Source organism: Cohnella sp. LGH (assembly GCF_017671885.1).
Taxonomy (GTDB): domain Bacteria; phylum Bacillota; class Bacilli; order Paenibacillales; family Paenibacillaceae; genus Cohnella; species Cohnella phaseoli.
Window position 1 is genome coordinate 8,090,136 of sequence record NZ_CP072117.1, and the last position, 13,547, is coordinate 8,103,682.

At 43.3% G+C, this 13,547-nt stretch carries 12 protein-coding genes; 1 reads left to right on the forward strand and 11 read right to left on the reverse strand.

What is annotated here, in order from left to right:
• Window positions 1-72: 72 nt before the first annotated feature.
• From J4772_RS33355 to J4772_RS33375, 5 genes are read right to left on the reverse strand one after another with little or no spacing between them, the layout of a single operon-like run.
• Window positions 73-1,011, reverse strand: coding sequence for a glycosyltransferase family 2 protein (locus tag J4772_RS33355; RefSeq protein WP_209073166.1), 939 nt, complete (start codon window positions 1,009-1,011; stop codon window positions 73-75).
• Window positions 1,008-1,865: a dTDP-4-dehydrorhamnose reductase gene (rfbD, locus tag J4772_RS33360; RefSeq protein ID WP_209073167.1), complete on the reverse strand. Its 858-nt coding sequence runs from the start codon at window positions 1,863-1,865 to the stop codon at window positions 1,008-1,010. Before rfbD ends, J4772_RS33355 begins: the two co-directional genes overlap by 4 nt.
• 3 nt (window positions 1,866-1,868) lie before the next feature.
• Complete coding sequence (gene rfbB / locus J4772_RS33365) at window positions 1,869-2,885, reverse strand: dTDP-glucose 4,6-dehydratase (RefSeq protein WP_209073168.1); 1,017 nt, start codon at window positions 2,883-2,885, stop codon at window positions 1,869-1,871.
• Window positions 2,882-3,451, reverse strand: coding sequence for a dTDP-4-dehydrorhamnose 3,5-epimerase (gene rfbC / locus J4772_RS33370; protein WP_209073169.1), 570 nt, complete (start codon window positions 3,449-3,451; stop codon window positions 2,882-2,884). Before rfbC ends, rfbB begins: the two co-directional genes overlap by 4 nt.
• A 13-nt stretch (window positions 3,452-3,464) precedes the next feature.
• Window positions 3,465-4,208 (reverse strand): sugar phosphate nucleotidyltransferase, encoded by a 744-nt coding sequence (locus J4772_RS33375; RefSeq protein WP_209073170.1) that lies wholly within the window; start codon window positions 4,206-4,208, stop codon window positions 3,465-3,467.
• 269 nt (window positions 4,209-4,477) lie between these two features.
• On the opposite strand from J4772_RS33375, the gene J4772_RS33380 reads away from it, so the two are divergent.
• The gene (locus J4772_RS33380; protein ID WP_209073171.1) at window positions 4,478-5,548 is read left to right on the forward strand and encodes a class I SAM-dependent methyltransferase; all 1,071 of its coding nucleotides are present in this window, start codon (window positions 4,478-4,480) and stop codon (window positions 5,546-5,548) included.
• 119 nt (window positions 5,549-5,667) lie between these two features.
• Here the strand turns inward: J4772_RS33380 and J4772_RS33385 are convergent, their stop codons facing one another.
• The 6 genes from J4772_RS33385 to J4772_RS33410 form a co-directional block, all read right to left on the reverse strand.
• The gene (locus J4772_RS33385; protein WP_209073172.1) at window positions 5,668-6,651 is read right to left on the reverse strand and encodes a class I SAM-dependent methyltransferase; all 984 of its coding nucleotides are present in this window, start codon (window positions 6,649-6,651) and stop codon (window positions 5,668-5,670) included.
• Between the two features lie 106 nt (window positions 6,652-6,757).
• The gene (locus J4772_RS33390; RefSeq protein ID WP_209073173.1) at window positions 6,758-8,683 is read right to left on the reverse strand and encodes a methyltransferase domain-containing protein; all 1,926 of its coding nucleotides are present in this window, start codon (window positions 8,681-8,683) and stop codon (window positions 6,758-6,760) included.
• 456 nt (window positions 8,684-9,139) lie between these two features.
• Entirely contained in the window at window positions 9,140-9,724 is a 585-nt protein-coding gene (locus tag J4772_RS37430; protein ID WP_209073174.1) for an acyltransferase, read from the reverse strand.
• 41 nt (window positions 9,725-9,765) lie between these two features.
• On the reverse strand, window positions 9,766-10,788 hold the full coding sequence (locus tag J4772_RS33400) for a glycosyltransferase family 2 protein (protein WP_209073175.1): 1,023 nt from the start codon (window positions 10,786-10,788) through the stop codon (window positions 9,766-9,768).
• 16 nt (window positions 10,789-10,804) lie between these two features.
• Window positions 10,805-11,767, reverse strand: coding sequence for an NAD-dependent epimerase/dehydratase family protein (locus tag J4772_RS33405; protein ID WP_209073176.1), 963 nt, complete (start codon window positions 11,765-11,767; stop codon window positions 10,805-10,807).
• Complete coding sequence (locus tag J4772_RS33410; protein WP_209073177.1) at window positions 11,764-13,545, reverse strand: thiamine pyrophosphate-binding protein; 1,782 nt, start codon at window positions 13,543-13,545, stop codon at window positions 11,764-11,766. Before J4772_RS33410 ends, J4772_RS33405 begins: the two co-directional genes overlap by 4 nt.
• Between the last annotated feature and the right edge of the window lie 2 nt (window positions 13,546-13,547).

Consider the following 13,547-nt stretch of genomic DNA (forward strand, 5'->3'; position numbering starts at 1 on the left):
TTATTATGGCTCGACTGATCCTCTTCAAGGCGTATTACATTTTGGATGGTCGGGGAAAATGTAGGAATCTAATCAGAAGGACTGGCGGAGTGCTTGTATTTTTCTTCGTTTGTTCCATGCAGATGGCACTAGTCGTACCAGATTTCGGATACAGCCAATCAACACTCCCGGATCTCGAACAAGCAAATAGCCATGAAGTGCAACTTCGTATAGAACCAGCTTAGGTAATCGGCTCCACCAGCTTAGATTAAATTGTTCATTTTTCAGGATCATCAAATATCTATTCTGATGAGAATGCTGACGCACTTTTCTGGAAATGTGCTTCCGGTCCTTTCTTGATCCCCAATTTCTACCATGAATGCCCTTAGCGCGAGGTTCGTACCAAGCTTTCCAACCGAGAAGCTGGGCCCTCCATGCCACATCAACATCTTCTTTATAGGCAAAAAAGTCCTCGTCAAAAAATTGTCCGTTAATTGAAATAGCATTAATCATTCTTCGAGAGTATAGAGCCGCCGCTCCCGACACGCCGAAGACCTCTTCTGCTACCTGAAATTCTTGCACCGATCTGCCCGCGCCTCTCTCTGAAGCCCGTCTCATCTCATTGATTTCCATTCCTGCCGAATCAATGCGTTCCGGATTGGAGATGAAAGTTAAACATCCAGTCGCGCTTCCGATTGAAGAATCTGATTCAGCTCTTTCGACTAATTTTCGAACATAGTCTCTCTCCAACACGACATCCGGATTAAGTACCAGCACATAGGGTGAATTGGATTGAGCAATCGCTAAATTTTGCCCTGCTGCAAACCCAGTATTATTCTCATTTCGAAAAACCCGAGTTTCCCCTATCATCGATGAAACGATCTCAACCGTGTTGTCCCTTGAAGCATTGTCCACAATAACAATATCGATTGCAGGCCACGTCTGGTTCTTAACCGCTATGAGACATGCTTCAATATCATTCGCGCTATTGTAGGTTACAATGCAGATTGTGACGCTAAGCTGTTCGCTCATATCGCCCTGTCCTTCAAAAAGTCCGTCAAAGCCTCACGCCAATGCCGTAAATCTTGCAACCCGTTTTGTCGGATTGCGGAGTGGTCCATCACCGAATAAACCGGACGTGGCGCAGGGCGTGGGAATTGAGACGTCGAACAAGGCTCGACACGGATCGGGCTGCCGATCTCCTCAAATATGGCCTGTGCGAATTCATACCATGTACATGCGCCAGCATTGGTTGCATGGTATATTCCGTAAGCTTCAGTCTTTATCAAATCGATTAAAAAACGCGCCAGATCAAGGGTATAAGTAGGTGAACCCTTTTGATCCTGAACAACGGATACCGAGTCCCGCTCAGCCGCAAGTTTCAACATGGTTTTAACGAAATTGTTTCCGTATTGCCCGTATACCCAAGAAGTTCTCACAATAAAATAATGACTGCTTAAACTCTGAACCATCATCTCTCCGGCCCGCTTGGATTTTCCATAGACCGATTTCGGGTTGGTGTTGTCATATTCATTGTAAGGTAGAACCGACGTTCCATCGAACACATAATCGGTACTGATATAGCAAAGCTTTAACCCTTGCTCTCGTGAAGCAAGGGCCAAATTCCGGGTGCCTATTGCATTGACCCGATACGCTTCATCTACATCCGTCTCAGCTTTGTCCACAGCAGTATAAGCCCCGGCATGTATAATGGCGGACGGCTGAATTTCCGAAACAACTTCACGACATTGAACCAGGTTTGTGACATCTAACTGTTCCCGTCCGCAGCCAATCACATGAATGAGATCGTCATTCAGTCTGACCAATTCTTGTCCCAATTGGCCACTAGCCCCCGTAACAAGAATCGTCGTCTTGTCTTTACCCATCGTTTAGCCTCCCAAACGCTGTCCGTACTGCAATTGATAATACTGCTGATAAGCTCCAGTCCGAACGCTCTCCATCCAGTCTTGGTTATTCAAGTACCATTGGATAGTTTCGCGAATACCTGTTTCATAGTTGTATTTCGGCTCCCACCCCAATTCATTCCGGATCTTGTCAGCATCAATCGCATAACGGCGATCATGGCCCAGCCGATCTTGCACGTAGCTGATCAACGATTCGGGCTTATTCAACTCATTCAGTATTGTCTGAACTACCTGAATATTGGTTCTTTCGTTATTGCCGCCGACATTGTATACTTCACCACTGTACCCTTTCCGAATAACCAGATCAATAGCGCTGCAATGGTCCTCGACATACAACCAATCACGCACGTTTAATCCGTCCCCATATACCGGAAGCGGCTTGTCAGCCAGCACATTCTGGATCATTAGCGGAATCAGTTTCTCGGGAAACTGATAAGGACCATAATTATTTGAGCAACGAGTGATGTTTACATGTAGGCCAAATGTCTCGTGATAGGCACGAACTAACAAATCCGCGCCGGCTTTGCTTGCAGAATAGGGGCTATTTGCTTGAAGCGGCGTAGTCTCGGTAAACAATCCTGTATCGCCCAACGTTCCATACACTTCATCTGTGGAAACTTGAACATACTTGGCGACTCCGTATTGCTTCGATAGATCAAGCAGGGTTTGCGTCCCCATAATGTTGGTGCGCACAAACACGCCAGGATCAAGTATGCTCCGATCCACATGCGACTCAGCAGCAAAATTCACGACAACGTCAATGTCCGCTGCAAAGCTCGGCTCAAGCGCTTCCCGATCTGTAATGTCGGCTTTAACAAATTTATAATTGGGATTAGCATCAACGGACTTCAGGCTCTCCAGATTTCCGGCGTAAGTGAGGCTATCGATATTGATAATCTCATCTTGCGGATGCTGACTCATAACATAATGAACAAAATTACTTCCAATGAATCCGGCACCGCCGGTTACGAGAATTCTCATTGTGTTAATCCCCCTTCATACTGGATGTTGATTTCCGCATGGGCCAGCAATGGATGTTTGGAATCCTTTTCGGACAATATGGGGTTTGCCAGCGGCCAATCAATGCCCAACGCCGGATCATTCCATGCGATGCCACGGTCGTGTTCAGGAGAATAACATTCATCCACTTTATATAGAACCTCCGTATTAGGCACTAACGTGCAAAATCCGTGAGCAAAGCCTTGCGGAACAAACAACTGGCGTTTGTTGAAAGAGGACAATATAAACCCTTCCCATTGTCCGAATGTGGGTGATCCTCTACGAATATCCACGACAACATCGTAGATTGCTCCCGACACGACTCTCAGCAATTTCGCTTGAGCTTTCGGGTTCAATTGGTAATGGAGCCCTCTAAGCACCCCAGTCTCGGCGGATAAGGAGTGATTGTCCTGAATAAATACATTATGGATATCGTTATCGATAAAACGACTCGAATTATAGGACTCCATAAAAAAACCCCGGTGATCGCCGTGTACAACCGGATCAATTATCTTTACGCCGTGAAGCTTTGTTGACATAGCCTTCATTTTTATTTCACCTCTATAGCTTTAATACTCCGAACTCTTCTCCGAATACAATATCTTTTGCCAATTCATTGGCATGCGTAAGCGAAGCATGAGTTCCGGCATCTGTCCACCAGCCCTGCAGAATGTCATATTTTAATTGTCCTGCAGCAATATAGGCATTATTTACATCGGTAATCTCTAGCTCTCCACGCCCCGATGGTTTCAAGGTACGTATCACATCGAACACTTTTGCATCAAACATATATATGCCTGTCACAGCGTACTGACTCTTCGGATGACTAGGTTTTTCTTCAATGGATACAATTTTGTTGCCGTCAAGCTCGGGTACTCCGTATCTTTTCGGATCGGACACTTCTTGCAAGAGAATCCTTGCACCGCCGCCCTGCTCAATATAGTTATTCACAAACGGAACAATGCTATCGGAAAATACATTGTCGCCCAGAATAACGACCATCGAGTCATCTCCGACAAAATGTTCAGCTAACCCTAGAGCTTGAGCAATGCCACCGGCCTCGTCTTGTACTTTATAGGTAAACGTAACTCCCATTTCGTAGCCGCTTCCGAGCAAATTTACAACATCGCCCATATGATCCTTACCTGTGACAATCAAAATATCCGTTATGTCGGCCTCTTTCAGTTTTGCAACTGCGTGAAAAATCATAGGGTACTTGCCAACAGGCAAAAGATGCTTATTCGTTACTTTGGTTAAGGGGAATAGCCTGGAACCTGTCCCCCCGGCTAGGATAATACCTTTCATTTTCATTCTACTCCCTCACTGAAAACTTACTGACAATATGTGTAATCCACTACCAACTTAAAACTAATTTAGATTTATAAAATGGTCATGTCAACGAAAAAAGCATGGTTCATTGTGTTGGGCTCATTATTGAGGATACAATCTCTTTATGATATTTGCTAGAATGACAATATGCAACATTGGGTTGGCTTTCGCATCCCTCTCCCTTGTTTACTCTCACGCAAGAAGATTTAAAACCGCTGTAAAAAGAAATGTAAGGGGGGATTGAAGTGGAATTTACAGGAGAACGTGTAATTAAAGGCATGGTCACAGATGACCTCTACAACGAACATATCACTAGGTACCTATTTGCTGCACAATATCTCAAACCGTATACTCGTCATCTCCTAGATGCCGGATGCGGAAGCGGCTATGGCTCTTTCGAGTTATCAAAATCGTTCGAATCCATTACGGCGATTGATATTTCAAAAGAAGCAATTGAATATGCAGTACATCGTTATCCAGCCCCCAATTTAACTTACGCAGTCGGTGACTGCAAACATATGTCCTTTGAACATAAATTCGATGCCGTTACTTCGTTTGAAGTGATAGAACACCTCGACGAAGTGGAGAAGTATCTCACGTCCGTTAAGAATGCTTTAGTTCCTTCTGGAATTTTTATCGTCTCCACCCCTAATAAAAAGTTGTATTCTGACGCCTTGGAGAATTATGAAAATCCCTATCACGTCAAGGAATACTATTTACAAGAATTTGTTGAAATACTACGGGGGCACTTTAATTATGTTCAGATTTTTGCTCAAGACCTTCTTAAAGGTATCTATATTCGCCAAACGACGAGCATTCCGGTAAGTACGGGAGTATTCTTTCTTGACGATCACGTTTACACTCCTGAAAGTTCATCCTTTTTTATTGCAATATGTTCTGATAGGGCACTACCAGAGGAGCAACATGATATCATTTTCCCATTAACGCACAATAACATCATAGCTGAGAAAGACAAATATATTGACGCCTTAAAAAAAGAAGTAGACAAACGAGACAGCAGCATTGTTGATATACTCCGAAATCAGGACGAAATTAACAACTGGATCGAGGACTTAAAAAATAATGTTGTAGAACGGGATCTAATAATTGAACGTTGTATGAGAGAGAATAAACAATTAAGCATAGATCTTACAAGCTCAATTCAAGAAACAAATAGAAGAGATGAAATCATGCAGCATCTTGTAAATGAAATAACAGAACTAAAAAAATGGGTAGAAATCCTTCAACATGAAGTAAGTATTCGCGATGAGAGTGTCGTAGCACTCCAACATGAAATAAAAGAACTAAGAAAATAGCGATGAAGATCGTTGAAGCTGCAAAAAGAAGCCCTCCCGTTAAATGGTTGCTGGACACTTCCATTCTACCAAGGTAGGCTTCTTTTTATTTTGAGAATATTATCAAATCACTCGAATTTCTATTTCCTTCTGATCCAAATGCTTCCTCCACAATTACCCAAATGCTTTAATGGCGCTGTTAATACTTCGTCCATTTCTTTTCTATGGTGAGTAGCCAAGTACCTAGAGGAAAATACGATTTCAAAACTCTCATTATACATTAAAAAAGCATGCAAAACGTATTGCTCATTCCAAAAGAGATTAAGTTCATCTACCCAGTTAGAAGGGAGCTCATTCGGTAAAAAGATATCATGGATATGAATAAGCACACCGCTTTTAAGAGTAGGGAGGATATTGAAAATAAAATGATTAACATCACTACCAAATTTGGATACATGGGAACCGTCGTAAAATAAAATATCATTTTCTTCAAGTCGAGCGAAATATTCAATGGGTACATCTTGAATTTTGCGTTCAATAATTTCAACCTTGTTTTTTTTGGCGATACTGTTTAACTCGTTTGACGGATAGGGCTCGATGATCGATAGAATGTTGCTAACATTAGACTCCTGCTTTAATAATGATGAGATTGCCAACTTAGTGGAATTTCCGGCACCCACTTCAATGACTTTTTTCGGATGCTTAATTTGAATTAGAGAATAGTAAAAAGCGGCATCTGAGTGCGAAAACGAACTATTATTCCAGTAAAATTCGAATTCATTCTTCTGATCAATCGAGCAAGAAAGCAGATCCGTCTGTATGTTTTTGCATGCATTGAGGTAGGATAATTGAACAGCATCATTCCAGCCAATTCCAACAGTACTATATTCATCATTTCTATAATCACGAATCTCTTCCTTTGTCGGAACAGGAGAATAAAAATGAGCAGGTAGACATATAAGATTTCTCTTTTGGGCTAATTCCACAATCCGATTATCAGGATGATAAACGCCAGGCACTCTATTCATATAATTTTTCGAGAGAACACCAAAAAACTTATCGCAGAGCTCCATAAATTGGGCAGGAGATAGTTGATCGATGGTTTTCAGCAAATCATCTGACATAAATTGCAACACTCCCGTTCCGTAAACTATATAGCCTCTGGCGGCGAAGAATTCGAGCCCAACAGACGCTCGCCCAGAGTCACAATCTGATTGTACTAATCTCCTATCACGGTGTGCGGTAATAAAATATCGCTTGACCGGTGGGCATCTTCAATAGCTTACCGGGTTTATCCGCCAGAAAACGATCAATTGCCGATTTGGTCTCTGCGTGCGGTAGCCATCCGTAATCATCGAAGAGAATGACGCTTCCTGCTTGCAATGAAGGATAGAAGAACCCTAATGCTTCAATGGTAGCTTGCGCCGAATTCAGGTCGATATGGAGATAGGAAATCGGGGAGATTGACTCCGTCAGGGTGTCCGGAATGTATCCTCTATGATACTCGATGCGAGGTTCGAATTCAGCAAGGTTCATTTGCGCCCGTTCAAATGAATTATTTCTGTATTTGCCGAGCATCGAATGTTCGCTATCAGGGAGATTGTCGCCTAGTATCATCCCCCAAGAGTCATAAAGGTGCATTCTATAGTCGAATGACGGACATTCTTGCTCGAAGTGATTCAATTCGCGAAGCGCGAAGAAGGCGGACATGCCGTCTCCTACTCCGCATTCTACGAAATTGCACCTTGTATGATTAATTTCCGTAAATTCCAGCGCATATTGAATGACGAAAGCTACGACCCAATGTCGCCAGAGCAGATGATCCGCGTTGCCCGCATGGATGCCTGTATCTGCCTTCAAGCCGAAGTTGAACCTTCTTTTAATATCTTCGCTCGCGGTTCGGAAGGTCTCCCACTGATATTCGTCATCCCAGGGGAGCTGGTGATTGGTCGCCATACCCCATCCTTCGAATGTAAGCTCGCTCATGTTTGTCTTTGACAGGTGGAGCTTCTTGGCCAGATTAATATATTCTTGCTGCAATTGGACGATATTGATGTCGGGCACCTGCTTATTTTCGCTTACGATAAAGGGCAATCCATTCGATTTTTGCTTTGTTGCGGAATCGTAAAGGTACAGGGTGTGCGTTCCCTTGAATGTGTAAAGCCATGCAGGGACAACAGCGGTTATAAGATTTTCTTCTACGTTCGCATGACTAACCAGCGCGACATCGTCGATCTTCATGACCGTCGTACTCGTCAGGTTTTGCGCAAGCGCCCAAATGGCGCTGTCTCCGGAGGATTGAACATTAAACGGGACGCCTGCCACAATGGCATTCGGTTCGAATTGAAGCAACTGTAGCTTGCTGACGCTGCGTATTTCCGAATGCACACGCGCTTTTTTCCGAGATTCGAAAACGATGGAGTTGTAGCGATAATAGTACAGCGGATCGGTTGTCAGATAGTCGGAATAGCTAATGTCCACATTCGTAATCTCAGCTGGTTGATAAAAAACGTGGAGGTTCCATTGCTTGGTCTCCATCCCGAAGCGCGACGTGATTTCAGGGAGATCGGTCCCCCAGTCGGTGTACACAAGGGCTCCGCCCGCCCGAAGTGCATCTCCGTGGAATATCGGTCTTAAGTTCGCCCTCGATTGGGTAGGCGAGGTTTCATGCAGGGGGACGGTAAAGACGTGACAGCCTTCCGGCTTGAGCACGCGATTCAGCTCTGCGAGTGCAAGCTCAGGCTGCTCGATATGTTCGAACACGTCCTGGCTGATAATGATGTCGAACGACTCGTCATTGAATGACAATTGCTGCAAGTCATTGCTCATGACACCATTGACAATCACCCCTGGCTCGGTACTGTCTATAAATTCAAAGCAAGTGTAATAGGGATAATCTTTTAATACGCGGTGAATGGCGCCGCTCGCTTGCGCTTCCAAGATCGATATCTTTTTGGAGGCGAGCAAGTCGACTCCATGTAGGAGCGGGATATCTCTTCCGGTGACTGCTAACATCAGGATTTTAGCCGTATCCGAATTTCGAATACTCGCATGGCAGTGACTGCAAGTAGCCTCCCGCAACAAGGTGGCGTTGTCCTCAATTGTAAAGTTGGCGAGCTCCCCGCAAACATAGCATACTTCGACAGATAGAATCATCGTATTCCTCCCGGATTTTACAGCATGAAGGCTGCCAAAAGTGATGGATACATAGCAAGTCTAGCATACCGGGGACTCTCAAACCAATCATTAAGAGCCCTACACAGAAGTTCGCACAACGGCCCTATTGCAGGCTGATCTGCGCCGTCTCAAAACAATATTATTGCAGAAAAAGATAACTATATTAATTCATTAAAACAAGAGAGTAACAAGCGAGATGAGAGCATAGCAACAATGCTTCGCCATCAAGAGGAAGTTAATAGATGGATCGAGGACTTGAAGCAAGAAATTGCGGATAGGGATAGAAAAATTACCAAAAAAGCAAAAATATTGGATAACCCCTTACTGGGTCGCACACGAAATCGATTGAAGAAACCCTAAAGAGAGATGATACGGTCTACTGAAATAAAGAAACTTAACAACTGGGTAGAGATTTGCGATGCAAGGTCAGAATGGTCATCGATTCCGAACCTTCCTCGCTGGTGCGCCTACCATTACCGAATAGGGCTCCGTATCTCTGGTCACAACTGCATTTGCCCCTACTACAGTTCCTTCGCCAAGGGTTACACCTGGCATAATCACGGCGTTTGCTCCAATCCACACATCATTTCCAATGACAATCGGCTTAGGAACTGTCGGGCGGGTAAAGATTGGAGGGTATCTTGCTTCGATGGGATGAATACCGGACGAGATGGTGACATTCGGGCCTAAAAGTACGTAATCCCCGATATCGATACCCCCAATGGCATTGATGTATGTTCCGCTATTTACGCCGAACGATTTGCCGACCTTTAACCGATTGGTATACACGAACACCACATTAGGCTGAATATAAGCCATCCCAAACAATTGTTTAAACAACACCTTGGCTACCAGAGTGCGCAGCACGAAACCAGGAATACCCGGGATCGATTTGACAATCCAAAACAAATAGGCTTCCCATTCGCCGTAGAGAATATGTCGAAGCTTTAAGTGCCCTATCTTCTGTTTTAGAAAAGAACTGGTGTTTTGCGAGCTCCCACTCTCTTGCCGTCGAGCCATATTGTATCCCCATTCGAATTCATTTGCGATAAAGACAAGCCTTACACTCCTACATTCACTTTCTTGTTTGCCTCTTGGATATCTGCTTCACTGCTAATTTCTTTCCCTGCCGGCTCGAAAGATTTCAAAGAATCATGAAAATTGATTCGTTCCTTCTCGATGACCAAGGGTCTTTTGAGCACTTGTGTATGAATTGAACCGATATACTCGCCAATAATTCCGATAAAGAACAGCTGAACGGAGGAGAACAGAAACAGACCAATAATTAACGGAGCCATCCCAACCGTGAAGTAATTCCAGAATATTAGCTTCGCTGAAAAGTAAATTACCGCTACCAGAAAGCTTAATCCTGACATAACAAAGCCGAGTAGAGCTGCCAACCTAAGCGGGATTTTTGAGTGGTTGGTAATTCCCAACATTGCGATATCATACAGCGTATAAAAATTGTTTTTAGTGATTCCCTTTTTTCGTGCCGGTTGAACGTACTCGATTTTGTAACTTTCGAAGCCAATATCCGATATCAGCCCCCTAAAATAAGGATAGGGATCATCGATTTTTCTTAGTACTTCTATAACTCTTTGATCGTATAACCCGAATCCCGTATTGTTCTTAGTAAGCTCTATTTCGGCAACTCTATTGATAAAATTATAGTACATCTTCCGGATGAAAAACATCGATTTGGATTCTTCGCTTTGATGTTTAACCCCTAGAACAACTTTGTAGCCCTCTTCCCATTTTCTAATAAAGTCAACGATCATCTTCGGAGGGTCTTGCAAATCAGCAACCAAAAGAATAACGGCGTCCCCCGCCGCTTGCAGCAACGCATGATATGGAGAGCGGATGTGACCAAAATTACGCGAATTAATAATTACCTTTACGCGTGAGTCTTGCATCGCTATTTTTTTCAGAATGGATGCGGTGCGATCTTTAGAGGCGTTATCTATAAAGATGTGCTCGTACTCGTAGCCATTTAGCGTATCGAATATCGCTTTTACTTGAAAATACAGTTCCTCAACGTTTTCCTCTTCATTGTAACAAGGCGTTACGATACTGATGAGCTTCATTGGAAATAGACCTCGTTTATTCTTTTAGTTTAAATAGCAGCACCGCAGCTACATCACGAATACAATCTAGCGAACTGTATTGAGGAAAATACCCGACTTTTGTAGCCGAGTTATTTTCAGAGAAATAGTTTCTCTTCTGGCCGCCGACTGAACTGCCCAACTGGACCTGCGATGACTCGATTTGCAAACCGTACTTTCCCTGGAAAAAGTTCAAAATCTCTGATTTAGAGATCGCACTTTTACTATAAAGATCAAAAGATTCATTTAATCTTCTTGTATGAACACAGCTTTGAATCATGTTTATTAAATCTAGAGGGTGAAGGAAATCCCGAACCAACTCTTCATTGTTTGTGCTCAAGGCTTCATTCTTCTTCAAGCAATTAATAATGTCGGACAGCAAGAAGCTTGAGTTTAAATCGATAAACCTGCTAAAGAAGCTAAAAACCCTCAAGTCTACAATATTTAAATGGTTTAAGGATCGATGCTTCGCCTCGATATACAGCTTTGCAATCCCATAGTAATCTGAATTCTTTAGTTCATTGACATTAATGATAGCTTGTGATCGAGAATTCACCGCATTTTCGAACGAACCGCCATACACCGCTCCGCTGCTTATATGAATATACAGACAAGCAGGATGTACCTTAATATACTTCAAGGCGTAGTTATCATACTTCTCTCCCACCTGAAAAACTTCATTCGGTTGATCATTTAATACGTTACCCTGCGTTACTCCCACGCAATTGATAACGACATCGTAGAAACCCTTATCAAATTCTTCATAAGGGCGCACTTCAATCAAATTTAGTTCCATTTGGGTTTCCGCTAAAAAGTCTTGCACTCGTTCAGTAGAACGAGCGAACAATATCAAGCGATAACGGCCATCTTGTCCGAAATAATAGATAATGTTTTTAGCGACATGGCTAGTGCTTCCCAATATGGAAATGCAAATCGGCTCCGTTTTCAGGGTATGGCTCATTTTGGTACATCCACTTCCTCAACAAGGTCGATGAGCATCATCTCCCGTAATTCTTCACGATCCAAGTGCGGGTACATGTCTTCGATTGGTCGATTAACAACGAGTTTCGGATTTACTGCTGAATCTTTAGATACCTCGACATTCACCAACACCGGACCCTTACAATTGAGAGCCTGTTGAACAATTCTTTCCGCTTCGCTCCAATTAATGATGTTAAATGATTCGATCTCGTAGGCCATAGCAATGTTGCAGAAATTTGGTGCATCATAAACGGTAGACTGCTTGCGGCCATCGAAGTACAACTCTTGGAACTGCCTTACCATTCCTAGCGAATTATTATTGACAACGAATATTTTAATCGGCAACTTGTAGCGCTTAATCGTATCCAGTTCTTGGATGTTGAGTTGGACGGCTCCATCGCCCACTATGGCAATGACATTATTCGTGGTCAGAAATGCACTGCCTATCGCTGCCGGTATAGCGAAACCCATTGCCCCCATACCGCCGGAATTAATCAATCGTTGTTGTTCCTTCAAATGAAAAGATTGAGAAGCCCACATTTGATGTTGTCCGACATCCAAACAAACTATATCGCCCTCGTTGCAGTTCGAGGATAACATCTCCATAAATCGATTAGGGTCGATTGTGTTATTCGTACCTTGGTCCGGTAGCTCTGAATACTTTGATCGAAATTGCTGAATTTTTTCATTCCACGCAGTCGGGGCTATAAAATCATGATTAGCGATAGCTCCGTTTATCTGATCCAAGAAATCCTTTAATTCGGCGTGAATGACGACTTCCGTATTTACCTTTGCATTTAACTCATTCGCGTCGACATCTATATGAACCTTTATGGCTGCTCTTCCGAAAGTATCCGGTCTCGTTCCTGTTTGCCTTGTATCCAGTCTGGAGCCTAGAATAAGAATGAAATCAGCATTAGCTAGAGCCATGTTGGCGTAACGATTCCCATACGAACCAATTAAGCCGACGTATGACGGATGAGTATGCGGAAGCACATCAAGGCCCATCAGAGAGCAGGCAACAGGAATGTTAGTCCTATTAACGAAATGTTCAAATTGTTGCTGTCCGTTAGCCGTTCGAATTCCCCCGCCTGCTAGAATTATTGGACGCTTCGCTTCTTGAATGAGTCTAATAATTAGTTGAATTTGATCGTCAGGCACAGCTTTGCGATAGGTTTCCGATTGAACAATTTCTTTATATTCCGTACTGTCGAAGAAACTCTCCAATTGCTCGGGATCGACATCTTGCCGTTGAAGATTCATTGGAATATCCAGCAGAACAGGGCCAGGTCTTCCCGATTGCGCAAAATATACGGCCTTTTCCAAATGGAATCTAATCTTATTCGCTTCAACAACCATCTCCGCGTATTTAGTCAAGCTCTTCACTACACTTACGATATCTGTCTCCTGAAATCCAATCTGTCTTACAGGACGATCAAATTTATATTCATAGGTGTTTACCTGCCCTGTAATAAATAAACATGGAACCGAATCAAAATAGCAGCTGCCGATTCCGGTAACCAAATTTAATGCGCCTGGCCCGCTAGTCGCCATTGCAACGCCAAGTTTACCATTAATTCTCGCGTAGCACTCTGCTGCGAATGCTCCAGACTGTTCATGGCGTACGGATATCGTTTTCATGTCATCTCTCAACGCAATTGAGTCGATTAAATGGACGATCGCACCGCCAATAAATTCAAAGACATGCGATACTCCCTTCTTGGAGATAAAATCGACAATATAGTCGGATACTTTCAATT

What these genes read in the sequence shown, in the direction of transcription:
- J4772_RS33355 (WP_209073166.1), bottom strand. Translation starts at nt 1,011, where the DNA reads ATGAGCGAACAGCTTAGCGTCACAATCTGCATTGTAACCTACAATAGC.
- rfbD (WP_209073167.1), bottom strand. Translation starts at nt 1,865, where the DNA reads ATGGGTAAAGACAAGACGACGATTCTTGTTACGGGGGCTAGTGGCCAA.
- rfbB (WP_209073168.1), bottom strand. Translation starts at nt 2,885, where the DNA reads ATGAGAATTCTCGTAACCGGCGGTGCCGGATTCATTGGAAGTAATTTT.
- rfbC (WP_209073169.1), bottom strand. Translation starts at nt 3,451, where the DNA reads ATGAAGGCTATGTCAACAAAGCTTCACGGCGTAAAGATAATTGATCCG.
- J4772_RS33375 (WP_209073170.1), bottom strand. Translation starts at nt 4,208, where the DNA reads ATGAAAGGTATTATCCTAGCCGGGGGGACAGGTTCCAGGCTATTCCCC.
- J4772_RS33385 (WP_209073172.1), bottom strand. Translation starts at nt 6,651, where the DNA reads ATGTCAGATGATTTGCTGAAAACCATCGATCAACTATCTCCTGCCCAA.
- J4772_RS33390 (WP_209073173.1), bottom strand. Translation starts at nt 8,683, where the DNA reads ATGATTCTATCTGTCGAAGTATGCTATGTTTGCGGGGAGCTCGCCAAC.
- J4772_RS37430 (WP_209073174.1), bottom strand. Translation starts at nt 9,724, where the DNA reads ATGGCTCGACGGCAAGAGAGTGGGAGCTCGCAAAACACCAGTTCTTTT.
- J4772_RS33400 (WP_209073175.1), bottom strand. Translation starts at nt 10,788, where the DNA reads ATGAAGCTCATCAGTATCGTAACGCCTTGTTACAATGAAGAGGAAAAC.
- J4772_RS33405 (WP_209073176.1), bottom strand. Translation starts at nt 11,767, where the DNA reads ATGAGCCATACCCTGAAAACGGAGCCGATTTGCATTTCCATATTGGGA.